Genomic DNA, 24172 nt, shown 5'->3' with positions numbered 1-24172 from the left:
CAGGATACCTTTTTCAACAACCTGCTCGGGCAAACTGGCGCCGGCCAATTAACCAGTTGTTGAAAAAGCCCTCCCTGTTTTTCCTCAACCACGGTTTGTGGTGCATGTCCACAAAGCCCCCACTACAAATCAAGCAATTACATGCTGTATTTGCGGTCTGAAGATCCCTGTTCGAGACAGCAGGCTGCTGAAAAAATACTTTTCCAGCAGCCTGCTAAACTCATAGGAACGTCTGATTAATTCGGTGCAACTTCAGGCTTTGCTATGGCACCTGTAGAAACCGGCATTGCCGCGCACCGCAAACCTGCTGTCGTACTGGTGGAGGACAAACCATGGCCAAGTCTGCTCATGTGCATGTCAACATCAACGAGGCGGAAACCCGCCGGCTGCGGCATCAACTGGAAACCGAAATCGCCTGGCTGAATCGGCAGGTGGAGGAAATCCAGGGAGCGGAATCCGGTATCGATGTCTCGCTGCTACAAACCTACAGGGAAATGATCTTTTCGCGCCGCGCATTGCTCGGTCGTATTCCGCGCTGAGTAGATTTTCCGCGCGCCTACAACGGATGTCGACGAGCGGGAAAAAGTCCGCCGCGGCAATTTGCCAGTCAAAAGGATTACCGTCTACGCTTGGTGAGTTAATTCCATAAGAGTAACTGCCAATGCGCTACCCGGTTGTGGTTCACCACATAGAGAGCGCCGGCTTTGGCGCCATAGCGCCGGACCTTCCCCACTGTCACTGCCATGCCGAGACCCTCGATGACGCACTGCAAAAAATGGCGGAGACAATATTACAGCGTCTTGAAGAAGCGGACGCCATCGGGCAGCTGCCACCACCACCGGGCGATATGCGGAGCCTGAAAGCAAACCCCGCTTTTGCCGGAGGCATCTGGGCGATCATTGACGTGGCCCACTCGCCTGAATCCCGCAGTCCCATACCCCGAAGAAAGAACTGACCAGCGACTGGAGCAAGGAGCCCCGCCATGAAAAGGATTGTTTTCGTCTTTGCATTACTCGGCTCTGCGCCGGCCGCTGCGGTGGAGTGGAACAACCCCTTTGAGGGTATTCGCCTGGGGGAGTACCGGGTAATCAGCACTGTCGGTGTCGGCCAGGGAGAACTGCAGATCAACAGCGACCGGGATTTATTTTCCTATGCCAGTCTCGGCATCACGCCTGCGGTAGGTGTCTGGCAGGTGGAACTGCGCTACTCGAACTTTGAGGATGAAGGTGTGGATGTCGACCAATACGGCATCAACTTCAAAGTGGATTTCACCCTTTTCTGCGATGTGCAATGCCTCTACTGGATGGCTGGCTGGAATTACGCTGAGTTCGATGTGCACACGGTGCGGCGCGACAACCAGACAATCCGTGTGCGGGTGGACGACGACGGCGACGACAACTACTGGAACGCGGGTGTCGGCTACCGCTTTTTCTGGACCCAGGACCTGGACACTTCCATCGAGTACAACTACAACGACGCCGGCCGCGTCGCCGGGTTTGATCTCGGCCACCTGCGCTCGCTGACCCTGAATCTCAGTTACCGCTTTTAGTCCCCAGCGGTCGGTGCCGGCAATGGGGGCCACAAAAAGCGCCTCACTGGCGGTACATCCCTGTACCGCATTCACCCGGCAACTTGTTGAATTGCCGGGTGAACAGCAACTGCGTCAGAATGCGTAGCTGAGGCTCATGTTCAAACCGTCTTCGCGCGCCAGCTGATAGCCGTTATAGTCGGCGGACAGTGTGCTCAGCCACTCCAGCCCCAATCGCGTACCGGCAAACAGCCCCCGCTGCCCCACCAGATTAACGCCCAGTCCATAAGCGGAATAGTTGCCACCGTAATTGCTCTGCCGGTCGGGCGGACTGCTATGGTTGTGCGGACCTTCGTAGTGGCCATTGATATCGCCTTCCTTGGCATATTCCAGGCGCGCGGAAATACTCAACCAATCCGCCACACGGAATGCACTCCAGGCAGTGGCACCATAACGCTCACCAAAGGCAAAGCCGGAGTCGTTCTCCCCTTCCAGCGGCAGGCGGGCGGACAGCTGTGCGCCCCAGCTCAACCTCTCCAAACCGCTGGTATAGGTCAGCGAGGGCAACAGGTCCCAGGTACCGCTGCCCAATTGCATACCGTAGTGGGTCAGGTTGCCGTTTGGCCCCCTTTGCTTGACCGAGCCAGTGGGCGCGCTGAGCCCAAATGTCGCATGCAGCCGCAGGTTATGGGTATTCGCAAGGCGGAAAAGCCCTGCGATGACGGTATCACCGACACCGGAAGTGCTGTGCCTGTGGTCGCCGGTATGTTGACTGTGCCCCGCCCCATGGCCGCTGCCGATCATGACCATAGACATATCCATGCTCATGTATTGGGGCATCAACATGAGTGTCAGATCGTCGGAGACGGCGTACATAATATCCAACATGTACATCTCCATGGTCATGGAGACAGGCTTCATGGTGTATCCCGCCATCTGCAGTTCCATGGTCCCCGCTTCGCTGGAGCCACGATAAATATCCCGGTATGTCTCGCGTCCATAGCGATAGCCCAGCATCCATTCACCTTTTGCGTGCAAATGGTCAAACATCACCCCGGCTGGGGCATGGCTTTCGGGTGGATATTCCGGCAGCTCACTGTGCGCCAGTGCCCAGGGGGCAGCGCAGCTGGTCAAAAATAGGGTTGGCAATAACAGCCTGTATTTAAGTGTTCGCATAAATTTCTTTCCGTGCAGGGGCAATCGCGCTGACACAGCGATCGCCATAGATACCGCCCAGGGTGCTATCTGCGCACCACGAGCGCAAAAAATGGATTAAGAGTGAATCGTCAGGCGAGCGGCAATACAGGCGGGGCGCGGGAGGGCGGCAGCAGAAATGCCTGTGCCAAAGGGTAAAAGCGGCCCTCGAATGGAACCGCTTCCACTGTGCGGACCGCAAACGGCAAGAGTGCCCCAGGTTCGCCGGCGAGAGCCGCCAGGCCGGCGGCAAAACTGCAATGATTATCGGCAAACGTATGTGCGGTCAGCGCATCGTGTTGATGGCCGGATTCGTGCCCCCGGTGCGTGTGACGCTGTTCCGCAAGCCACTGCAGGAGCAGAGCGCTGCGGCTGTCGCCGTGGCAGAAGTCATAGGGGGCCCCGCCGGATACCGGCGCTGGCATAAAGCCCGCCGGCACCAGGCCCCGGGCGGAGAGAAATATCAGCAACAGCAGCACGGCTTGCGGTTGCCGCAGGCGGCAGAAGAATCCCGGTGACTGTGCTCTGTGCCGATACATGGTTTTTATTGGACGCGTCCCAGCTAAAGATGGCCACTGGAGCAATAGAGGCCGCCCAGGTCGAAAGGGCCTACCCCTGATTGATTCAGTACTGCCTCAGCGGGGCCCTAGAACCCCAGCCGCTGATGCTCAGATGACACCGCTGCGTTTTAACTGCCAGTATTGTGCCACTAATGCTGTGTGCAATCGCGCCGGTTCGGAATCCACCAGGAACACATTGCGCGACTGCAGTTGTTGCAGCAGGTATGCGCGGCGGGCCAGAAAATCCGCTGTGGCGGCAAATTTTACCGCGTCGTCGAAATTCTCTACCGTCCGGCCGCACAGTGCATCCAGCTCAGTCTCGCGCAAACTGGCCACCATTACCAGATGCCGGCGCGACAACAACTGTACGGCGGCGAGTAACTCTTCGCCGTTGTCATCGCGCAGGTTGGTGACCAGTATGATCAGTGCGCGTCGCTGTTGTCGGGCCAGCAGCCGCTGGGCTGCGCCGGAGAAATCCGCGCTGGCGGTGCCGGAGTGCAGATCGTAAACATGGTTCAACAGCAGGTTCATGGCGCTCTCCCCCTTGACCGGTGGCAGCGGCAAATCCCCACCCCTGTCGCTGTGGGCAAAGGCGTGTAGCCCCACCGCATCGCCCTGTTTGATGGCGATGTAAGCAGATAACAGCAGGGCGTTCAGGGCGTGATCGAAATGGCTGAGGTCGCCGTCTTTAGCGCGCATGCGCCGGCCGCAATCCAGCATATAAATAATCTGCTGGTCGCGTTCGTCCTGATATTCCCGGCTGATTAATTTGCGCACGCGGGCACTGGCCCGCCAGTCCACCTGGCGCTGGCTGTCACCCAGGCGGTATTCCCGCAGCTGGCGAAAATCGAGCCCTTCCCCCCGACGCTGCAGCTGGTGTACACCCATATGGCGCAGGCTCTGCTCGGTGCTCATCGCCTGCAGGGAGGAAATACCGAGGAAATTGGGGTAGACCTTCACTGTCTGCGACACCCCCAGGTACACCCGCTGCTGCCAGAGCCCCCAGGGCGAGTCGACCAGGGCTTCGATGGGACCAAATTCGGCCCGGCCGCGCCGGCGGGGGATCAGGGTATAACGCAATTCCGCCTGGGCGCCCGGTTGTAAAAGTGCCCGCTGGGGCATATCGCCGGTTTCCAGCTGTGGCGGCAAATGGTCGCAAACATCCACGGCCAGCGGCCGCGGGCCCTGATTCCGCAGCTGCAGAAGCGCAACGTTTTCCACACCCAGGGCCAGGTTGCCGGCCACCCGGCGGCGCCCGCGCAGGCCCCGCACCCGCCGGCCGGTAAAACCATCCAAGAGTGCGCCACCACACAGCAGCACTCCCGCCAGCCACCAGAGATTGCCGATTGCACCGACCAATTGCGGCCAGCCAATCCGCGCAGCGGCAATCGCCAGGGCCGCCAGGCACCAGCAGCCCAGCAGTGTCACCAGGCGGCGACTGGGACGCATGCCGGGCAGACGCGGCACTCCGACACTCACAGGCGCGGCGCTTCCACCGCCCCGATAATCTGCGCCAGGACCGTATCCGGGGTTTCTCCGTCGATTTCCATATCCGGCGACAGTCCGACCCGGTGCCGCATCACCGGCAGGGCCATAGACTTGACGTCGTCCGGCAGGACGAATTCCCGCCCCTGCAACAGCGCCTGGGCCCGGGCCGCCTGCAACAAACCGATACTGGCGCGGGGACCGGCACTGCGGCGCAGCAGCACACTTTCCCGGGTGGCGCGCACCAGTCGTACTGCATAGTTCAGCACCTGCTGATCCAGCGCCACCCGAGGCAGCTGCCGCTGCAGTGTGCGGAGCCGGGCCAGGCTCATGCGACCGCCCAGCGGCTGCTGCAGGCGCTGCTCGATACGGCCGCCGCTGGCGGCTGCAGCGAGTCTCTGCTCCGACTCCAGGCTGGGGTAGTCGATCAGGACCTTGAGCAGGAAGCGGTCCAGCTCCGCCTCCGGCAGCGGGTAGGTGCCCTCCTGCTCAATGGGATTCTGGGTAGCCAGTACCATAAACGGCTGTGGAGCCGGCAGCGACTCACCGTCAATCGTCACCTGCTGCTCCTGCATCACTTCCAGCAGGGCGGCCTGGGTCTTGGCCGGGGCGCGGTTGATTTCATCCGCCAGCAGCAGGTTGGTAAACACCGGCCCCCGGCGCACTTCGAAGCGGCCCTCGGCCATGTTGTACATGGCGTGCCCGGTTACATCCGCAGGCATCAGATCCGGGGTGAATTGAATACGGCGGAAATCACCGCCAAAACAACTGGCCAGAGCCCGCACCAGCAACGTCTTGCCCAGGCCCGGCACACCTTCCAGCAGCACATGACCCGAGGCCAGCAGGGCCACCAGCACCTGGTCCACTACAGATTCCTGGCCCATCACCAGGCCGTTGATGGACTCCCGCAAGCAGCTCAATCCTGTCGCGGCCGCCTGCCAGTCCACTTCTGCGCCAGCTGTATCAGCGGCTGGCGCGCCGCCTGTGTCAATGGTGTCGTTCATAGGGCTGCCTCGATTTGCTGCAGAGTGCGCATCTGCCGGGTAAAAGCCTCTTCGCCCTGGGGAGCTACTCCCCAAAGGGCGGCGGTTATGTTGGATTCGGTCAAATGCGTAAGTTGGTGGAGCCGGGAGATAATCCGGCGTTTCACATACTGGTCGCACTGCTCTCCACCGAGGCGGCGCAACAGCCGCGCGCGAATCCGCTGCGCCAGTTGACATCCCCTGTCCGCACGCCAGTAGTAGTGGCCGCTGGCCTCAAGGTGTTCGGTCAGTGAACGCCGCGCCTGCTGCTGCACCGCCACCACTGGCCCGAGACGGCGCGAGCGCCACAGCAGCCAGGCCATAAGCGCTAGTGCGCCGGCAAAAAAGAATTCCCCGGCGTAACGCCCGGCCAGCACCAACAGGGAATCAAAGCGTGGCCGGGTGACAAAAATAAATTCACCCCCGGAGGACAGCTGTGTCAAAAAGTAAGCGTGGTCGAAATGGCCTATGCGACCGGAGTGCCAGATGCCACCGTCGGCCACCAGTGTGACCAGCCCCCTGCCCCTTTCGAACTGCATAAACGGCACACCGGTATCGTCGCGCCGTATCCTGGCCCAGGATGTCGGCTCCGACTGCAGATCTTCCAGGCCCGGGTGTTCCAGCAGGTAAACCGGGTCGAAATAGAGGTGGTAGTCGCGCCCCTGGGCATCCGCCAGAGTCACCAGGTCGGCTGGATCTGCGGGCGGATCCCTGGGCGCTTCCTCCGCCGGCTCGCCGGGCTCTGTATCCCCGCCACTGGAGCGGTTGCGGCGATTGTGTTCGCGCAGAATTTCACTGGCGCTTTTACCGGCAAACGCCTCGGCGTCGTCCCCCAGGAATTGGCGCAGAGGGTTGTGGAAATCAAAAAGTTCCCGGCCGGGCTCCAGGGAGACCTCCATCCGCTCCAGCAACCAGTCCCGTTCTTCCGGTTTTGCCACCAGGACCAGGTGGCCGCCGCCCTCGACCCAGTTCAGCAACTGGTCAGCCCGCTGCCGGTTGTAGATATGCGTACTTCCATCCAGCAGCAAGGTATCGTTGTCATTGAGGCTAGCCAGCTCAGCCACATTGCCGACGTTGCGGGTGCGCACGCCGGAGACCTGCAGGAACTGCTCCGCTGCCAGGTAGGGATTGCGCCGCGCCTCCACGCCCCAGCCGTTATCCCGCTGCTCCGTGTAGCGCTCCATAAAGGTAAACAGCAAGCCGGTCACAATGGCACTCAACAGAAGCGCCGCGCCGATCAGCCAATGTCTAGGGCTCACGGACAAACACCTCCTCCCAGCGGCCGCACATTGCCCTCACCCGCTCCCCGTCCGGGACCCGGTGGGCATAGGCCAGCTGTTGCCAGGCCCGGGTAAGCTGCTGCACCAATTCGTTCAGTGAACTGTCCCCCGGTTGCTGCCGCTCCGCCACACGCCGTTGCACAAGGAGGGCGCACTCGTTTTCGGTGAGCTGCTGGCCAAACTCAAACCCGTAGCGCTCAATCAGGTACGCCAGCGTGGCCCTGTAAAGCAGTCCCAGGCCGGCCCGGTGCTGCCCGTCATACCAGAGCCGCAGCACTTCGGCACAGACATCCCGGGGCAGGCTTTGGGGTCGTACATCCAGCCCGAACAGCGTAGCCGGTGGCGAACCCTCCGACTCACCCCCGGGCCGGGGACGCAGACTGGCGAGAATCGGCGCTCTGTAGCGCCACAGCAGGTACGCCAACAGGAACACACCCACCATCCACAAAAAAACTTCTATGACCGTGGCCAGCAGCGGGCCCCAGTCACCGTCGCGCTGTTGCGGGTCGCTGTCTGAAAAGAGGTTCTCCAACCATTCCAGCAACTGGATAAGCCACTGGGGAAACTGCTCGGAGCGGGTCTCAGCAGTCTTGAAGCGCCAGCCGGAAACCTCCTCCATACGGTGGAAATCCTCGCCGGCAAGGACGGTGTCAATCTGTTCCCGCGCCTCCGCTGGCGATTCGGCCGCCCGCACCGTCGGCACTTCTGCCACCAGCCCCATTACCAGCAACAGTGGCAGCAACAGCTGCGCTACTGTCGCCCCGGAGGAGCGACGTCGCGCCCCCCTGTCCAGTACGCGGGCGCGCAACTGCCGAAACTGTATCTCCAGATCCCAGGCCTCCAGCTCGACGCGGCGGCCAATATACAGGCAGAAACCACTGGCGATATAAAAAGGCGCTACAGTCGCCATCGCCAGCAGCGACACAAAATTCAAACACCACCTCAGAAGCAGATGATCACTGGTCAGCAGGTACCACCACTGGACATCCAGCTCCTCGGGTACAAACTGGGCTTTCAACTCAGCGGGAATAAAAAGGAAAATCAATACCACCACAGCCAGGGACAGGAACTGTTCCACGTGAACACCAGCCAGGGTCAGCCAGCTGGCAGCACCTGCGTGTTTTCGATGCAGCAGGGCGAGACGCGCAGTCCGCGCACTGCCACTGCTCTGCTCCAACAGGGTAACCGGCATATCAAAGGAGCGGGTGCTGCTCAGGCGGCGCCAACTGAGCCAGGCAATCCAATCGCGACGGTTCTGCGCCCAAAACTGCCCCAGTGCCCCGCCGACCGAAGCAGATTCGCCAAACAGGGCGCGGCTGGTGATATACAGGGGCAGCCGGTCGAACACCGGTTTCAGCCACCACACCAGTAGCAGGCCCCAGGTTGGTGAATCCCACAGCAGCAGCGCGGCGCCGGCGAACACCACCGAAGCCGGCAGCAGCCACACCACGAACAGCGGCCACCAATGCTCCCGCGCCAGGGCGATACCGAGATCTACAGACTCCCAGGGCGAGCGCAGGCGCGCGCGAATCACCAGCCGCTCAAGTTGCACGGGAAACTTCTCCGTGCCCGGCAAACATAAAGTAGCCCAGTACCAACAGCCACAGGAAGCCACCCACGCCCAGCTTTATGGCGGTGGCAATACTTGTGGACGAGGACCAGTAGGCCTCCAGAAACGCTGCCGCCACCAGCATTAAAAAAGTGCCGTAGACAATCTGCATCGCCTCCACACTGGCACTGCGCAGGGCATCCAGGCGGGACTGGGCACCGGGGTCAATCAGCGACTGTCCCAGGCGCAGACCGGCGGCGCCGGCGAAAACGATAGCGGTGAGCTCAAAAGCGCCGTGACCGATCACAAAGGGGTAGAGGGTTACGCCAAAGCCAATTCGGCTGAGATGGCCGAACACAGCACCCAGATAAATACCGTTGAACACCAGAAAAAATATCGAACCCAGCCCCAACAGGATTCCGCCGGCAAAGGTCCGAAATGCAATACCGATATTGTTTTGGATATAGAAGCCGAACATCAGCAGGTCGGAATCCGAACCCCGCTCGCGCCCCAGCACGCGGTTGGCGGGGTCATACATGGCCTCAGTCCCCATCACCTGTGCGGGGGACATCACCGTATAGATCAATGTGTCACTGACGTAACTGCCCACTCCCATCACCAGGGACGGCAGCAGGAACAGCAGGGCGGCCAGCCAGACATAATTTATCTGCGCGCGAACTGCGCGCGGGAAACCCGCCAACAGATACCAGGCCCAGATGTTGCGGCGCAGCGTCTGCTGGCGGTAGAGGCGGTGATGCGCCGCCAGCACCAGTCTATCCAGCCGGTCCACCAGTTGGCTGGTGTAGTTGCGCTCCTTGGCCATGGCGAGCTGCTGGCACAGACCGCGATAAAGCGCCGGCAGATCCGGCTCCGGACCCTTGCCCAGCCGCAGCCACTCCTCCAGTGTCTCCCAGGTTGCACCGTGGCGATGTTCAAAGTCGCGCTGTTTCATACCCCTAGCGGGCCCCCAGCAACCAGTTACCCACGGCGCGCAAATAATCAAGTGCGGCGCGGTCCCTCTTTCCGGTTAGCGGTTGCAGCAGGTTGGCCAGTTCATACTGGCGCGCCTCACTCAGTTCCCGGTGCCGTTCCAGCAGGTCGATGATCGCGCGCTGATCCTGCTGTTGCAGTCCCCGCGGTGGTGCCAGGGGTACAACCTCCGGCAACGGCAGCGGGGCGGCATCCACCTGCCGGTAGACCACCAGGGTAGCGGCCGCCATGTCGCCGAGGCGTTGGAAATGATGGCTCAGGGTCATACTGACAATGCCGGCGACGTAGGCGAAGGGCACGAAATCCGCGAAGCGCAGCAGATTCCGCAGTATTGAAGCGCCCCAGGAGATCGGGGTCAGGTTGTCGTTGACCACCATTAGGCCGAAAGCTTTTTTACCCGGCGTCTGGCCGCCGCGCAACACTTCAAAGAAAACCGGGTAGAACCACTCCAACAGAAAGAAGCACAGCAACCAGATCCCCCAGCCGGCGCGACCCGCAAATGCCAGTGCGATCGACAGGGCCATCAGTATCAGGCTGCGGTACAAAAGGTCCACGGCGAAGGCCAGCATGCGCGGTACCGGCCCGGCGACCCGCGCACGCAAATCGATGCCCTCAGGAGTCTCGACCTCGCAGATGGTGTCCAGCAACACTGGCCCCCGGTTTGTTACGCCTGCTGTTCAGGACCGCCGAACACATTCCGGTAGACCACGCCGTAGGCGATGGCCAGCATCGGCAGCACCCAGATAAGGCCCAGCAGCAGCGGCAGCGCACCGGCGATATACAGCAGAATACTGACGATGATGTAACCGAGAAAGGCAAACCAGTGCTTGGTGACCGCCTTGCGGGAAGTCTCCAACGCCTGCCAGGGTCCCAGGCCTTTTTCCACGATTAATGGCAGAGTGAGTAAATAGGACACCGCCAGATAAATACCCGGCAGCACCAACAGGAGCATGCCCAGGGTAACCAGAATAGTCATCAGGATGCTGACCACCGCCAGGGGCAGCAGCTTGTCGAAATGGGCAAACACCTCCGTGGGTGCGGCGCTCTCGCCGCGCGCCACCTTGACCCCGATCATCATGAAACCAGCGGTCAACGGCGCCGTCACCACAGTGACCAGCAGGTTGTAGAGAAGCGCCCCGCCCACTAGGCCCGAAACAGGGCCATCGCCGGCTGTTTCTGGATTAAAGGCGCTGTAACCGGTGATGGCGCCCGCAACAAAACTCACTGCCACCAAAGCCACAATATATAAAAGCACCGCGAGTAAGATACGACCCTTGTGGCCCTTGGTGCGCTGCCAGGCCTCGCCAAAGACGGCACCGATTTCGATTGAATAGTCCCCCGCAAGCCCCTTTTCCAGTGAGCCAAAGCTGTCGCTTTCCTCGCCGGTAGTGAGATCAGACTCCGGCGCCTTATAAATATCTGTCATGACTCGATGTCCTATGCGCAAATTGTGATTGTTATCGATTCCCCAGCCGGGACTATGGCACACTCACTGACCGTGAACAATGGCGCGCCACTAGCCCGTGGCAATTGGGCCCTGCAGGCGCCCACGATAGAATTGCAAATCCTATTTTACGGAAATCGGAGTCCATGAAAAAACTGCTTGTCGGCCTGTTGCTGCTACTGGCCATCGCCACCGTGACTTATATGGCGATGCCCCGCTATGCCGCGGGCCAATTGGTGGAAGCAGCCAGGCTGCAGGATACACAGGGGGTTGAGCAATTGGTGGACTTCCCCCGCCTGCGTGAAAATCTCAAGCAGAGGCTGCAGGCTCAACTGCGCTCTTCCGTGGGCGACGCTTTCCCCCCGGAGTTTGGCGACTTGGTCACCGCCGGCTCCGGCCTGTTTATCACCCCCGTGTTGCGGGGCCTGATCACACCGGCGGGTATCGCCGATATTTTGTCCGGCGGTGACAGCCTGCACCAATTTGAGCGGGAGCTATACCCACCGCCAAGCGCAAACGACGACGCTGCTGAAGCTTCGGCGGACGAGACCCGGCACTGGCAACTGCAGCGCTGGCGCTACCTGGCCTTGGATAGGGTGGCGGTGGATTTTGGTCAGGCGGAGGACCCCCACCTGCGGCTGTTTTTTTCCCGTCGGGGTTGGCACTGGTTGCTGACGGATATGGCACTACTGGAGGGGGAAGGGCCCCAGTGACAAAGCGATGCAAAAAGACATTTCGGTAAATGTGTTTGGCGATCCACTGCTGGCCTGTTGCACCAGTCCGGTGACGGGTTTTTTTCGCGACGGCTGTTGCAATACCAGCCCCGAGGACCTCGGATCCCATACGGTGTGCGTGGCGGTCACAGAGAAATTTTTACAGTTCTCCCGCCAGCGCGGCAACGACCTCAGCACCCCGGTGCCGGAATCCGGTTTTCCCGGACTCAATCCCGGCGACCGCTGGTGCCTGTGCGCACCCCGCTGGCTGGAAGCCTACCAGCGGGACGCCGCACCCCGGGTTTACCTGCAGTGTACCCACATCAAAGCCCTGCAGGTAATACCCCTGGCTCTGCTGCGCGAATATGCGGTGGACCTCAACTGAGCCGCACCGCACCTCACTCCGAGCGGGGAGATTCGAGCCGCAAATCAAGTGTGCAACTACTTCATTGGTCGTGAAGGTCTTTGCAGCAACCTGCAAACAAATAGCATCGCAGCGCTAAAGCCCCGGAGGAAATCACCCCGTGGGATCAGGGAGCTCAAAACAGCTCCGCATCTATGTCCATCAGGCTGTCGCTGCCCGCATCGACACTGGCCGCCAGCGCCCGTGTCTGGGGAAGCAGGCGGGTAAAAAAGAACCGCGCTGTTTTCACCTGGGCGGCATAGAAGCCATCGCTTTCACTGCTCGGCATTGCCACTGCGACCACTTTCGCCCACATATAGGCATAGGCCACATAGCCGAACAGGTGCAGGTACTCGACCGAGGCGGCGCCCGGCGCATGGGGGTCCTCCGCGGCCGCAGTGACGACGCGTCCGGTCACATCCCGCAACCTCTGCAGCTCTGTCACCAGGGGCTGGATGAAATCCGCCAGGGACTCCCGATCCACATGCAGGTCGATAAACCCCTGCACTTCCTCGGCGAACACCTCAAACAGGGCGCCGCCGTTGGCGACCGTCTTGCGGCCGATCAGGTCCAGCGCCTGGATACCGTTGGTACCCTCGTATATCTGCGTGATACGCACATCGCGCACCAGCTGCTCCTGGCCCCACTCGCGGATATAGCCGTGGCCCCCCAGCACCTGCTGGCCAATGAGGGTACAGTCCAGGCCCTTGTCGGTAAAAAACGCCTTGGCCACCGGGGTGAGCAGCGCCACCAGCGCCTCGGCCCTGCGCTGCTCCTCCCCCTCCCCGTACTTGGCGATATCGAGCCATTGCGCCACATAAGTGGACAGTGCGCGGCCCCCGCCGATCAGCGCCTTCTGGGTAAGCAGCATGCGGCGCACATCCGGGTGCACGATAATCGGGTCGGCAATCTTGTCGCCGTGCCGGGGCCCGGCCGGCGAGCGGCTCTGCAGTCGCTCACGGGCATAGGCCAGCGCATTCTGATAGGAGCGCTCGGCGCCGCCGAGCCCCTGAATACCGACACCCAGGCGCTCGTAATTCATCATCGTAAACATGGCCGCCAGGCCCTTGTTCACCTCACCCACCAGCCAGCCCCTGGCTCCGTCGAAGTTCATGGCGCAGGTGGCGGAAGCCTTGATGCCCATCTTGTGCTCGATGGAGCCACAGTGCACGGCGTTGCGCTCACCGACGTTGCCCTGGTCGTCGGGCAGGAACTTGGGCACCAGGAACAGGGAGATACCCCTGGGCCCGGGGGGTGCGTCCGGCAGCTTGGCCAATACCAGGTGAACAATGTTTTCCGCCAGGTCCTGCTCGCCGCCGGTGATGAAAATCTTGTTGCCGGTGATTTTGTAGCTGCCGTCATCCCGAGGCTCCGCCCTGGTGCGGATGATTCCCAGGTCGGTGCCCGCATGGGGCTCGGTCAGGTCCATGGCCCCGGCCCAGGTGCCCTGGTACATTTTTGGCAGGTACTGCGCCTTCAGGGCTTCGCTGGCATGGGTATCGATGGCGAGACAGGCACCGTTGGTCAACACCGGGTAAAGGGCGAAGGAAATATTGGCCGCATTGATCATTTCCTCCACCTGGGCGCCCAACATTTTCGGCATGCCCATGCCGCCGTATTCAGGGTTGCCCAGCAGCGCTCCCCAGCCGCCCTCGCAAAAGGTGGCATAGGCTTCCCTGAAGCCCCCGGGTGTGGAAACCGCACCATCCTGCCACTGGCAACCCTCTTCGTCGCCGGAGCGATTGATGGGGTCCAGGGTATTGGCGGCGAGCTTGGCCATCTCCGCCAGAATTGCTTCGGCGGTGTCGCGGTCGACGGTATCCGCCAGTCCGGGCAGTCGTGCCCAGAGTTGATCCGCAGCAAAAACTTCGTGCAACAGGAAGTGCATCTCCCGCAACGGCGCCTTGTAGTCAGCCATGCCTCCGCCCCCTCATTCAAGCGTTTCAAACGGTCGTTTGAATTTAGGCGGGAAGCGATCCTGTGTCAACCACAGGGCGGGGGCTGGCGGGCAACCGATGTGGCTCCGGGCGCCTCCGGTTCACTGCCCAGTAGTGGAGCCAAATCCAGGCAGGCAGCGTTGGCGCGATAATCCCCAGTTTCATCATAGGGCAGAGTGCCCAGATACGGGGCCGCCAAGAGGCCCTTCAGGGTCTCGAGGTTTTCATCGGGGCGGGCCATACCCGGCCGGGCAAAGTTGGCCACCCAGCCCGCCAGCCGCAGGCTGTCGCAATGAATCGCCTCCGCGGTCAGCCGGGCGTGACTGATACAACCCAATTGCATGCCGATCACCAGAATGACTGGAATATCCAGCTCCCGCGGCAAATCGGACAGGAAAGCGCCCGCTCCCAGCGGGGTGCGCCAGCCGCCAGCACCCTCGATCAATACCAGGTCGGCACCGGTGTTCATCACCTCCTGGCAGGCCCCGGCCATCGGCGTCACACCCAGGGTGATGCCCGCCTCCCGGGCCGCTATGTGGGGCGCTATGGCGGGTTCCAGCGCCACAGGATTGACCTGCTGGTAGGGCAGTTCCAGTGTCATCGCCGCCTGCAGCAATTCGGCGTCGGCATTGCGCAGCCCCTCCCGGCTGGGCACACAGCCGGAGGCCACCGGCTTGACCGCCCCGGTGCTCAGCCCCCGCCTGGCGGCATTGTGCAGCAGGGCCCCGGTAACGAAGGTCTTGCCCACTTCGGTATCGGTCCCGGCCACAAAGAATGTTCTGGTCACAAACAACCCTCCCCCGGGTTCTTTTTTACTGTCGCCTCTTTCAACGCCACCAGTTTACTGATAAATTGCTCACTTAGATCAATTATTGATCAGCCGGAGCGCCCCTATAACCCGGGGTGCTGATAATGCGGCGCAGCTTACCCGGGCATAAACCCGGCCACCGATATCGGACAAAGCTGTCAGCCAAACCCTCCGGCGCGAAACTGGCCAATGCCGTACTATTTCAATCCGCGCTTTACCAAGACCATGCGATACCTTGCTTTTGTCTGCCTGATGCTAGCCCCGCTGCTGTCCTTCGCCACCGTCAAGCCGGTGGACGAAGTAGTGGTCTACAAATCCAAATCGCTGATGCAGCTGAAGCGCAATGGCCGTGTGGTCAAAAGCTATAAAGTTGTTTTTGGCGACAATCCTCGCGGACACAAGGTCCGCCAGGGGGATGAACGCACACCCGAGGGGCGCTACACGCTGGACTGGAAAAATCCCAAGAGCCGCTTTTACCGCTCCATCCATATCTCCTACCCCAACGCCGCCGACCGCGCCCGCGCCCGCCGGCTGGGAGTGGATCCCGGCGGCGACATCATGATCCACGGTCAGAAGCCACAGTGGGCGGGGATCGAAAAACAGCTTACACGGATGAACTGGACCGATGGCTGTATTGCGGTAACCAACCGCCAAATGGACGAGATCTGGTCGCTGGTGCGAACACCCACCCCCATCACCATCTACCCCTGAGGGGCAGCCTGCTCAATTCCCCCGCTCAAAGCGGAACCGACAGCTCCGGCGCTCTGGACACGCAAGCTCAGGTAGTAGATATCGTAACTGGCGGGCAGGCCGGCACCTGTTCTGAAATTTTCGTAAGCGTCCAGCACCCTTTGCAGCTTGGCGCGGCTGGTTAATCCCCGGCCGGCAGCGCGGTTTACATTGCCGGCGCCGATACTCTTCAGTTCACGCATCAACTGCAGCGCGCTGGCAAAGTGCAGAATCCGTTGCTCATTGTGGAGGCCACCCGCCAGCCCCGCCGCGGACGCCGCCCCAAGCCACTCCTCCCGGGAGGAAAAACGGTTGACGTGCACCCCGCCGTCCACCTGAGCCCAGCTGCGCTTGAGTTCGCGCAGGGTGCCCGGCCCCAGGGTCGACACCAGGCAGAGGCCTCCCGGCGCCATGACCCGCCGCAATTCCGCGAACAGTCGCTCCAGATTGCAGCACCACTGCAGGGCCATACTGGAAAAAACCAGATCGACACTGCCGTCTGCCAGTGGCAGCTGCTCCGCGTCCCCATTCACATGGAAGTCCGCCACCGGGCGCTGGGTTCGGGCCAGTCGCAACATATCCTCGGCGATATCCAGGGCAATGATTTCGGCCCGGGGGAACCGCTGGCGCAGTCCGGCGCTGCCGTAGCCGGTGCCACTGCCCAGATCCAGAATCCGCTCCGGCTGCCAACCGATACCGACGCCGGCCATCAACTGGCGACATACGGCCCGCTGCAGATGTGCAGCGGCATCGTATTTTTTTGCCGCGCGCCCAAAGGACCGCGCCACTGCCCCCTTGGCAAAGGGTGCCCTTTGCGGCACATGGCTATCCTCTGCGCCCGGCTGCCCGATACTGCCTAAAAACCCTTTGACCAGCGCCGCCACCTTCTCCGGCCGGGAAATATGCGGGGTGTGGCCACAGCCCGGCAACAGTTCCACCGCCGCGCCGTGGGACTGCAACTGTGTCGCAGCGGCAACCGGCACCAGCGCATCGCGCTCCCCGTAAATATGCAGCGCCGGCACCGGCAATCCCTTTGCTACCCGCAACAGCGGGCGATTGTCCCAGCGCCCCAGACTCTGCAGCGCACCGGCCCAGGCCGCACCCACTGCGGGCGGGCGCCACTGTCTCAACTGGCTCAACAGTTGGCGCGAAGCCCCATCGCCACGGGCCTGCAGGCCGCAAAAACGCCTCCAGGTCCCGGGGCCGTCGGTGGCCAGAGCGCAGCGGAATTCGTCGAAGGTGGTCGCCGCCATGCCCGGCCAGTCGTCCCGCTGCAAAAAGGTGGCGTTGGCGGCGATGGTAATCACACCGCGAATCCTGCTTTCACCGGCCGACGCAGCCAGGCGGGTGGCGAGCATACCGCCGAGGGAATGTCCCACCAGTACACAGTCTGCCGGCAGCTGCGCCAGAACCGACTCATCCAGCAGAGAGTCCTCGGGCCAGCTATCGGCCGAGCGGGCGCCAAAGCCGGGCAGCTCCAGACACATCACCGGTATCGCCAGGCCGGGCTGCAAAACCTCCAGCAGTCGCTGCCACAAGCGGCGGTCGCCGCCCCAGCCGTGCAGCAACACCAGAGACTGCACCGCGCTCACGGGGCCCCAGACTCCCCGGTGCGGGAGCCGGGCAGAAGCGCCCGCACCGCCTGCAGCAGTGCATCTATCTGCACCTCACTGTGACTGGCGCTGAGAGTGATACGCAGCCGTGCAGTGCCGGCGGGCACCGTCGGCGGGCGGATGGCGCCCACCAGGAAACCCTGTGCCCGCAGTCCCGCGGCCACGGACAGCACCTCTCTCTCGCAACCCAGCAGCAGCGGCTGAATGGCGGTCCCGGAGGGGCTCAATGGCAACTGCAGGGACTGCGCCCGGGTGCGGCAATAATGGATATTGCTGTGCAGCCGCCGCCGGCGCTGCGGTTCCCGCTCCATGACCGCAAGCGCCGCCAGTGACCCGGCCGCCACGGCCGGCGGCATACCAGTGGTGTATATGTAGGGTCGTGCGAACTGCACCAGGTAATCGATCAGCTCCCGGGAACCCGCCACAAAGGCGCCGGCGTTGCCCGCCGCCTTGCCCAGGGTGCCCATCAGCACCGGCACGGCATCCTGGCACAGACCGGCCCTGGAGGCGCTGCCCGCGCAGGGCAGCGATTGACTGCCCAGCACACCGAAACTGTGAGCCTCATCCACCATCAGCCAGGCGCCATAGGCACGGCACAACTGGGCGATTTCCGCCACCGGCGCGCAGTCCCCATCCATGGAGTAGACGCCATCCACCGCCACCAGGGTATTACCGACAGAAGCCGTCGCCCGCTGCAGCCGGCGCTCCAGCGCGCTCAGATCGTTGTGGGCAAAGCGCAGACTGTGGGCGCGACACAGGCGGGCACCGTCGATCAGGGAGGCGTGGTTGAGCTTGTCGGAAATGACACTGTCACCCCGCGCCACCAGCGCACAAATGGTACCCACATTGGCCATATAGCCACTGGAGAACACCAGCGCCGCCTCGCGCCCGGTGAGCCTGGCGATTTTTTCCTGCAGCGCCGTGTGAATGTGCAAATGGCCATTGACCAGGTGGGAAGCGGTGGCACCGGCCCCAAGAGTGGCCCCGGTTTGCTGTGCGGCAATCACTTCCGGGTGGTTGGCCAGGCCGAGATAATCGTTGCTGCTGAAGGTCACCAGAGGCTCACCATCCACCTCTGCCAGTGGCGTGGGTGACGCAGCGAGGGTTCTCAGCTCCCGGTAGAGGCCCTTTTCGCGGCGCTCAAGAAGGCGCCGACGCAGGGTTTCCCGCAGCGCCATAGCGGGCTTCATCGGGCGGCATCGTAGAAATAGGGGTCGTACTCCCGCTCGGCTATCTGCGCCGAGAGTTTTTCCTCCACCTGCGCCTCGTCGGCATACTGCCGGTACTCCTCCGGCTGAATACCAAGGCGGCCGAACAGCTGCATATCCCGGTTGGTTTGCGGGTTGGCGGTAGTCAGCAGCTTTTCGCCGTAGAAAATCGAATTGGCACCGGCGAGAAAGGCCAGGGCCTGCAGTTCATCACTCATCTGCTCCCGGCCGGCGGACAGGCGCACATGGGATCTAGGCATAGTGATACGGGCGACCGCAATACAGCGAATGAATTCCAATGGGTCCAGGTCCGCCTCATTCTGGAGCGGTGTACCGGCCACTTTGACCAGCATATTGATGGGTACCGATTCCGGATGCTGCGGCAGATTCGCCAGTTGCATCAGTAGCCCGGCGCGGTCCCCCACTTCCTCCCCCATGCCCACAATACCACCGGCGCAAACCTTCATCCCCGCCGCCCGCACACGCTCCAGTGTCTGTAAGCGGTCACTATATGTGCGGGTTGTGATGATCTCGCCATAGTATTCCGGCGAGGTATCCAGGTTGTGGTTGTAGTAGTCGAGGCCAGCGTCGGCCAGCGCACTGGCCTGGTCATCGTCCAGCATGCCGAGGGTCATACAGGTTTCCATTCCCAACGCCTTTACCTCGCGGACCATCCGCGTCACATAGGGCATGTCCTTTTTCTTTGGCGAGCGCCAGGCCGCGCCCATACAGAAACGGGTGGCACCCCCGGCCTTGGCCGCGCGGGCCTCCTGCAACACCTTGTCCACCTGCATCAACTTCTCCCGTTCCAGCCCGGTATCGTAGCGGGCACTCTGGGGGCAGTAGGCACAGTCTTCCGGGCAGGCACCGGTTTTAATGGAACAGAGGGTGCTCACCTGTACCCGATTGGCATCGAAGTGCACCCGGTGAACCCCCTGTGCGGTAAACATCAGGTCATTAAAAGGCAGCGCAAACAGGTCGAGTATCTCCCGACGGGTCCAGTCGTGGCGGGTGGCGGCTAGTTGCTGGGCGGCGGTCACGGACGCTAGTCTCCCTAATGCTGATGACACTTTGGCAAATCCGGGGTGGGGGTTTGTGAGGGGTCAAAAGGACCCGGGCGTCGTCAGTCTAGCGACCCTTGCCCTGCTGTCAACCAAGAGGCCTGAGAATGGTTTACCGAGCCATAGCACAGTTCTTGTCACAACAATTGAGCAACTGCCTGCTGTGCGGGGTTGCCCGTGCCGCGCGCAGTGGGCTCTGCGCCGACTGCCGGGACCAGCTGCCCACACTGGACCGAGGCTGTCGTGTCTGTGCGCTACCGCTGCCACCGGCGGCAGCCATTTGCCCTCAATGCATTCAGTACCCTCCGGCCTTCGCCAGCGCCCAGGCCGCCTGGCACTACGCCTATCCGGTGGCGCAGCTACTGCAACGTTTTAAATATCAGGGCGATCTGGCGGCCGGACGCACACTGTCATTTGTGGCCGCGGGGTGCCTGGAACCCAGGGGCGAATTGCGCCCACAACTGTTGTTGCCGATTCCCGTGCACTGGCGACGCCTGTGGCAGAGGGGTTTCAACCAGGCACAGCTGATCGCGGCAGAATTCAGCCGCCACTGGCGGATTCCCGTCGCACCGCGGCTGCTGGGCAAGTTAACGCCGGGCACAGCCCAGCAACAGCTGAGCCGAGCCCAGCGGCTGCGCAATCTGCGCCGCAGTTTTCGCGTGCAGCATCCCGTGGCCGGGCTGCACCTGGGGTTGGTGGACGATGTGATAACCACTGGCGCGACACTCAATGCCGCCGCAGATATGCTGCGGCGGGCCGGGGCGGCCCGGGTCAGTGCCTACGCCCTGGCCAGAACCCCTTGACTCAGCGTCTCGAGCACAAATAGACCGGCCGATAGATTACCCGCACAATTCTGCACCTATGTCAGTCCGCCAGCCGCATGGCAGTCGGAGCGACACGGACTGGAGCAGTATTTTCCCCACGAACCCGCCTGCTTGCGCCAGTATTTCAAGGACGGCAACTCAATAGTTCCGGTGCGGCGACCGCCGCGCCAACAGGTGAACTCAACTGAAAGACGCCCGCGCGCCGTCGGACGCGGGCCGGGAACACTGCAATGAGCCAAAATAAGTTGCCGCGGGCCGTGGCGATCAGTGCTACGGGGCTGTGGACGCCCCCTGAAACCATCAGTAACACAGAACTGGTGGAGGCGTACAACACTTATGCCGAGGCGTACAACCACACCCACTCGGCACAGATCCAGGCCGGCGCCCTAGCCGCGAAGCCGCCCTCTTCGGCGGAATTCATCGAGAAGGCATCCGGGATCAAAAGCCGTCATGTGGTGACCCGTGAGGGCATTCTGGATCCCACACGCATGCGCCCACACCTACCGGAAAGGCGCGACGACGAACTCTGTATGCAGGCGGAAATGGGTCTGAAGGCCGCGCGGCTGGCGCTGGAAAAAGCGGCCAAAACCCCGCGCGACATCGATATGGTGATTGTCGGCGCTTCCTATCTGCAGCGGGCCTACCCAGCCATCGCCATAGAAATCCAGGCTGCGCTGGGTATCGACGGCTTTGCCTTCGATATGGAAGTCGCCTGTTCTTCCGCCACCTTCTCGCTGCAGCGGGCGGTGGATGCCATCAGCTCCGGCGCCACCCGCACCGCCCTGGTGATCAACCCGGAACTGGCTTCGCCGCAGGTCGACTACACCGACCGCGACAGCCACTTCATTTTCGGTGACGTGGCGGTGGCCAGTGTGGTCGAGCGGTGCGACGACTGTCACACAGACACCGCCTGGAAAGTCCTGGGTACCAAAGCCAAGACAATGTTCTCCAACAACATCCGCTCCAACTTCGGCTATACTGCCCGCGCCGCCGACGTGGACCCCTTCGGCCCCGGCAAGCTGTTCCACCAGAACGGCCGCAAGGTGTTCAAGGAAGTCTGCCCCATCGCCGCGGCGCACATCGAATCCCATGTGCGCGAGCTGGGTGTGGAGCCGGCCGAGGTACAGCGCTACTGGCTGCACCAGGCCAATATCAATATGAACAACCTGATCGCAAAAAAACTCATGGGCAGTGGGGCGAGTATCGAACGGGCACCCATAGTGCTGGACCGCTACGCCAATACCGGCTGCGCCGGCTCGGTAATTGCGTTCAACCTCTATAGCGACGATCTGCCCCCCGGTGCCCGCGGGGTTCTCTGCTCCTTCGGTGCCGGCTATTCCGTGGGCAGTCTGGTGCTGGAAAAAATTGCCCTGTGACCGCCGGGGATGCCGGCGCTTGCCGGTTGCGGAAAAATATTTTTCAACAACCGAGTTAGGGGCCCTCTTCCAGCTGCCGCAAGAGCCGTTCGCCCCATCGCAGGCGGGTCTCCTCCACCTCTATGCCCAGTTGCAGCGTCTGGCCAGCCAGCCAGAAACGCTGCTGCAGCTCTATATCGCGACTCTGCACCCGTTGTTTTTGCTCGCGATAAGCCGCCAGCAGGGCTCGGTGCTGGTCCAGTTGCCGGCGGATGAGCGCGCGGGCCTGCTCCCGGTCCAGGTGGTGGCCTGCGAACAGTTGCACTAAAAAAGGCTCGCGGATTTTTTGTGCGGGCGCCGGTTGCTGTACCCAGTCCCGCAGGGCCTCTCTGCCGGCATCGGTGAGCTGGTACACTTTTTTATCCGGTTTGCCCACCTGGGGCTGTACACTGCAATCCAACAATCCATCCTGGTGCAGCTTGCGCAGCTCCCGGTACATCTGCTGATGGCTGGCGCTCCAGAAATGGGACACGCTGCGCTCAAACCGGCGCTTCAGGTCGTAGCCACTGCCCGGCTCCATATCCAGCAAGGTAAGAACAGCAAACCGCAGTGACATTGTTCCTCCGAATCAGGCGTGCGATAGAGTCCATGGTAACCCAGGGCAGGGGCGGGCACACGGCCACCAGAGCGTGAGCGGCTTGCCGCAGCAATGACCGTCGGAGCAGGCCATTCATTTATTCTGACGCCATAAAGTAATTCCTGGCGCCTTTTGAGCCCTGACTCGCGGAATCTGGATACATTCTCCTTGAGCGAAGAGGTCGATTGCAGTATCTATGACTGCAGAAATAACGCTGCCAACGGGGGGTAGCGGGAACTGCAGTTATTTCACCGGCCGGCTGTATGTCCGGAGACCGCACTGACCGGCAATGGATTCGCCAGCCGGGCCAGTCTCTCAGCGGAAACAATTGTTTGAGGCCGGTCGGGGCCTCCGCCCCAACAACGAGCATCGGGTCGCAGGATTTGGCCCAGGTTTTGATAAGTGGGCACAAGGATGACGATAGCCAGCCACTTTCCGGGCAGCTTTATTCCAGGGTTGCGGCTCTGGACCAAACTGGTCCCGCCCCTCGCCGGAGCCGTGTCTGCGCCGGCGATGGCACACTCACTGCCCCTGTCACTTAACGCCAACACCTGGGTGCCTATTTCATGGCTCTTCCTGGCCACCATTGGCATAGTGCTGGCCGCCAGCTATGCCGCCATGTTGCGGGTACAGCGATCCTGTGCCGACACTGAGCACAGCGAGGAAATAACGCGGCTCTCCCAGGAGCGGGATGATATCTACCGGCGCCTGTGCGCCCTGAACAGCAAATCGTCCTCCAGGGACAAAACGCTGGGGCAAGCCCAGGAAACCATAGAGCTGTTGCGCCAGGAAAACTCCGACCTGCGGGGCATCGCATTGCATCATCTCAGCAAACCGGTGGATTCTCTGCTGAACACGCTTGAAACGGCACTGCATGAACAGGGGTGGGCGAGCGGTGCGCAATTGCAGGATGCAGTGCGCCAGCTGCAAGGGCTCAAAGCATCCCTCAAGCAGGTACGGAATCTGGCTCAGTTGGACACTTTCCATCTGAATCGCGCAGAGGACACCGCAACCACGGCGACCACCGGAAAACATAGCCTGTCGATACTGCTGCTTGCGGATCAGGGAAGCGAGCCCATCGCCCGGGCACTGGAGCGCCGGGGCCACCAGGTGCAGAGGGAAAGCAGCGGCACCGGTGATTTCGCTACAGACGCGCAAAAGGCGTTCGATCTGGTACTGATCGACACTGAGCTGTCCCTGGCGAGCAGTGCCGATGCAGTGAAAACAATCCAGCGCGGCCACGGCGGTGACCTGCCTATCTTCGCGCTGGTATCGGCGCCGCGCCCCGGGGACAGGGAGGAATTTCTGGAGCGCGGGTTTACCGGCATACTGCCGCGACCCGTGCGGGAATCCAGCCTCGCCAAACTGCTGGACTGGGCAGCGAACAGGACGCGTCCCGAAGAGACGGCCGGCGGCCAGCGGCTGCGTTTTTTAAATACCGACAGGCTGCTACAAAAGCGCGACCGGCTGGGACACCAGGCATTTGCCAATTATTTGAACGCAGCTTCCGCCGCTCTGCCGAAACGCATGACGGAGCTGACCCGCCTGCTCACAGCGCGCCACTGGCCCGATGCGGAAGAGCTGACGAAATCCCTCAGCAGTTCGGCTGAGGAGGCCGGCCTGGAAGCCATCGCCGCCGCACTGAGGGATCTCGGTGCCCGCCTGGCCGCCAGCGAAGAGCGGGAGGCCTGTCGTCAACAGCGCACGGAAATGCTGAACCTGATGCGGACTTCTATGCGGGAACTCAACCGGTGGCGGGAGGAAAACGTCCACACCGAATGGTCCCTGCAATAGCAACACTCCACCGCAAGTCGCTTGCAAATCCCTCCGGT

Annotated in this window: 24 protein-coding genes; 9 read left to right on the top strand and 15 right to left on the bottom strand. The window is 61.9% G+C overall.

All coding sequences use genetic code 11. The annotated features are described in order from the left end of the window. Positions 1 to 332: 332 nt before the first annotated feature. The 3 genes from AB1S50_RS05730 (at position 333) to AB1S50_RS05720 (ending at position 1549) form a co-directional block, all read left to right on the top strand. Positions 333 to 539: a hypothetical protein gene (locus tag AB1S50_RS05730; RefSeq protein WP_367149536.1), complete on the top strand. Its 207-nt coding sequence runs from the start codon at positions 333 to 335 to the stop codon at positions 537 to 539. Between the two features lie 122 nt (positions 540 to 661). Beyond that, the gene (locus AB1S50_RS05725; RefSeq protein WP_367149534.1) at positions 662 to 955 is read left to right on the top strand and encodes a type II toxin-antitoxin system HicB family antitoxin; all 294 of its coding nucleotides are present in this window, start codon (positions 662 to 664) and stop codon (positions 953 to 955) included. A gap of 27 nt (positions 956 to 982) precedes the next feature. After that, positions 983 to 1549, top strand: a complete 567-nt coding sequence (locus tag AB1S50_RS05720) for an outer membrane beta-barrel protein (protein WP_367149533.1) — start codon at positions 983 to 985, stop codon at positions 1547 to 1549. A gap of 114 nt (positions 1550 to 1663) precedes the next feature. On the opposite strand, the gene AB1S50_RS05715 is transcribed toward AB1S50_RS05720, so the two are convergent. The 9 genes from AB1S50_RS05715 to AB1S50_RS05675 form a co-directional block, all read right to left on the bottom strand. Then, positions 1664 to 2704, bottom strand: coding sequence for a hypothetical protein (locus tag AB1S50_RS05715; RefSeq protein WP_367149532.1), 1041 nt, complete (start codon positions 2702 to 2704; stop codon positions 1664 to 1666). Between the two features lie 110 nt (positions 2705 to 2814). Beyond that, positions 2815 to 3261 carry a hypothetical protein gene (locus AB1S50_RS05710; protein ID WP_367149531.1) on the bottom strand — a complete coding sequence of 149 codons (447 nt, stop codon included), beginning with the start codon at positions 3259 to 3261 and terminating at the stop codon, positions 2815 to 2817. 129 nt (positions 3262 to 3390) lie between these two features. Beyond that, the gene (locus AB1S50_RS05705) at positions 3391 to 4761 is read right to left on the bottom strand and encodes a DUF58 domain-containing protein (protein WP_367149530.1); all 1371 of its coding nucleotides are present in this window, start codon (positions 4759 to 4761) and stop codon (positions 3391 to 3393) included. After that, the gene (locus AB1S50_RS05700) at positions 4758 to 5771 is read right to left on the bottom strand and encodes an AAA family ATPase (RefSeq protein WP_367149529.1); all 1014 of its coding nucleotides are present in this window, start codon (positions 5769 to 5771) and stop codon (positions 4758 to 4760) included. The genes AB1S50_RS05705 and AB1S50_RS05700 overlap by 4 nt, the downstream gene beginning before the upstream one ends. Continuing rightward, positions 5768 to 7048: a DUF4350 domain-containing protein gene (locus AB1S50_RS05695; protein WP_367149528.1), complete on the bottom strand. Its 1281-nt coding sequence runs from the start codon at positions 7046 to 7048 to the stop codon at positions 5768 to 5770. Before AB1S50_RS05695 ends, AB1S50_RS05700 begins: the two co-directional genes overlap by 4 nt. Next, entirely contained in the window at positions 7038 to 8621 is a 1584-nt protein-coding gene (locus AB1S50_RS05690) for a DUF4129 domain-containing protein (protein WP_367149527.1), read from the bottom strand. The genes AB1S50_RS05695 and AB1S50_RS05690 overlap by 11 nt, the downstream gene beginning before the upstream one ends. Next, entirely contained in the window at positions 8611 to 9570 is a 960-nt protein-coding gene (locus AB1S50_RS05685; RefSeq protein ID WP_367149526.1) for a stage II sporulation protein M, read from the bottom strand. Before AB1S50_RS05685 ends, AB1S50_RS05690 begins: the two co-directional genes overlap by 11 nt. Before the next feature lie 4 nt (positions 9571 to 9574). Then, positions 9575 to 10255: an RDD family protein gene (locus AB1S50_RS05680; RefSeq protein ID WP_367149525.1), complete on the bottom strand. Its 681-nt coding sequence runs from the start codon at positions 10253 to 10255 to the stop codon at positions 9575 to 9577. 17 nt (positions 10256 to 10272) lie between these two features. Further along, positions 10273 to 11034 carry a hypothetical protein gene (locus AB1S50_RS05675; protein ID WP_367149524.1) on the bottom strand — a complete coding sequence of 254 codons (762 nt, stop codon included), beginning with the start codon at positions 11032 to 11034 and terminating at the stop codon, positions 10273 to 10275. Between the two features lie 164 nt (positions 11035 to 11198). Here AB1S50_RS05675 and AB1S50_RS05670 point away from each other — a divergent pair, with 164 nt between their 5' ends. Then, positions 11199 to 11765 (top strand): DUF2939 domain-containing protein, encoded by a 567-nt coding sequence (locus tag AB1S50_RS05670; protein ID WP_367149523.1) that lies wholly within the window; start codon positions 11199 to 11201, stop codon positions 11763 to 11765. Positions 11766 to 11772: 7 nt separating this feature from the next. After that, complete coding sequence (locus AB1S50_RS05665) at positions 11773 to 12150, top strand: DUF2237 family protein (protein WP_367149522.1); 378 nt, start codon at positions 11773 to 11775, stop codon at positions 12148 to 12150. A 154-nt stretch (positions 12151 to 12304) separates the two neighbouring features. On the opposite strand, the gene AB1S50_RS05660 is transcribed toward AB1S50_RS05665, so the two are convergent. Together AB1S50_RS05660 and bioD are read right to left on the bottom strand one after the other, a co-directional pair. Continuing rightward, positions 12305 to 14086 carry an acyl-CoA dehydrogenase C-terminal domain-containing protein gene (locus AB1S50_RS05660; RefSeq protein WP_367149521.1) on the bottom strand — a complete coding sequence of 594 codons (1782 nt, stop codon included), beginning with the start codon at positions 14084 to 14086 and terminating at the stop codon, positions 12305 to 12307. Between the two features lie 65 nt (positions 14087 to 14151). Further along, the gene (gene bioD / locus AB1S50_RS05655) at positions 14152 to 14892 is read right to left on the bottom strand and encodes a dethiobiotin synthase (RefSeq protein WP_367149520.1); all 741 of its coding nucleotides are present in this window, start codon (positions 14890 to 14892) and stop codon (positions 14152 to 14154) included. Between the two features lie 210 nt (positions 14893 to 15102). Between bioD and AB1S50_RS05650 the strand changes: the two genes are divergently transcribed. Further along, positions 15103 to 15624, top strand: coding sequence for a L,D-transpeptidase family protein (locus tag AB1S50_RS05650; protein WP_367149519.1), 522 nt, complete (start codon positions 15103 to 15105; stop codon positions 15622 to 15624). Here AB1S50_RS05650 and bioC read toward each other — a convergent pair. Genes bioC through bioB form a run of 3 tightly spaced genes read right to left on the bottom strand, consistent with a single transcriptional unit; the run spans position 15615 to position 19503 of the window. After that, the gene (gene bioC / locus AB1S50_RS05645) at positions 15615 to 17234 is read right to left on the bottom strand and encodes a malonyl-ACP O-methyltransferase BioC (RefSeq protein ID WP_367149518.1); all 1620 of its coding nucleotides are present in this window, start codon (positions 17232 to 17234) and stop codon (positions 15615 to 15617) included. The genes AB1S50_RS05650 and bioC overlap by 10 nt on opposite strands. Further along, positions 17231 to 18445: an 8-amino-7-oxononanoate synthase gene (gene bioF, locus AB1S50_RS05640; protein ID WP_367149517.1), complete on the bottom strand. Its 1215-nt coding sequence runs from the start codon at positions 18443 to 18445 to the stop codon at positions 17231 to 17233. Before bioF ends, bioC begins: the two co-directional genes overlap by 4 nt. Continuing rightward, positions 18442 to 19503, bottom strand: a complete 1062-nt coding sequence (gene bioB, locus AB1S50_RS05635; RefSeq protein WP_367149516.1) for a biotin synthase BioB — start codon at positions 19501 to 19503, stop codon at positions 18442 to 18444. The genes bioF and bioB overlap by 4 nt, the downstream gene beginning before the upstream one ends. A gap of 128 nt (positions 19504 to 19631) precedes the next feature. On the opposite strand from bioB, the gene AB1S50_RS05630 reads away from it, so the two are divergent. Together AB1S50_RS05630 and AB1S50_RS05625 are read left to right on the top strand one after the other, a co-directional pair. Next, positions 19632 to 20327, top strand: coding sequence for a ComF family protein (locus AB1S50_RS05630; protein WP_367149515.1), 696 nt, complete (start codon positions 19632 to 19634; stop codon positions 20325 to 20327). A 251-nt stretch (positions 20328 to 20578) separates the two neighbouring features. Beyond that, entirely contained in the window at positions 20579 to 21724 is a 1146-nt protein-coding gene (locus AB1S50_RS05625; protein WP_367149514.1) for a beta-ketoacyl-ACP synthase III, read from the top strand. Positions 21725 to 21779: 55 nt separating this feature from the next. Here AB1S50_RS05625 and AB1S50_RS05620 read toward each other — a convergent pair whose 3' ends face one another. Further along, positions 21780 to 22319 (bottom strand): PadR family transcriptional regulator, encoded by a 540-nt coding sequence (locus AB1S50_RS05620; RefSeq protein WP_367149513.1) that lies wholly within the window; start codon positions 22317 to 22319, stop codon positions 21780 to 21782. Between the two features lie 435 nt (positions 22320 to 22754). Here AB1S50_RS05620 and AB1S50_RS05615 point away from each other — a divergent pair, with 435 nt between their 5' ends. Next, positions 22755 to 24134 carry a response regulator gene (locus AB1S50_RS05615; RefSeq protein WP_367149511.1) on the top strand — a complete coding sequence of 460 codons (1380 nt, stop codon included), beginning with the start codon at positions 22755 to 22757 and terminating at the stop codon, positions 24132 to 24134. Positions 24135 to 24172 lie beyond the last annotated feature (38 nt).

Source organism: Microbulbifer discodermiae (assembly GCF_040742695.1).
Classification (GTDB): domain Bacteria; phylum Pseudomonadota; class Gammaproteobacteria; order Pseudomonadales; family Cellvibrionaceae; genus Microbulbifer.
This window is presented reverse-complemented; position numbering and strand designations above follow the sequence as displayed.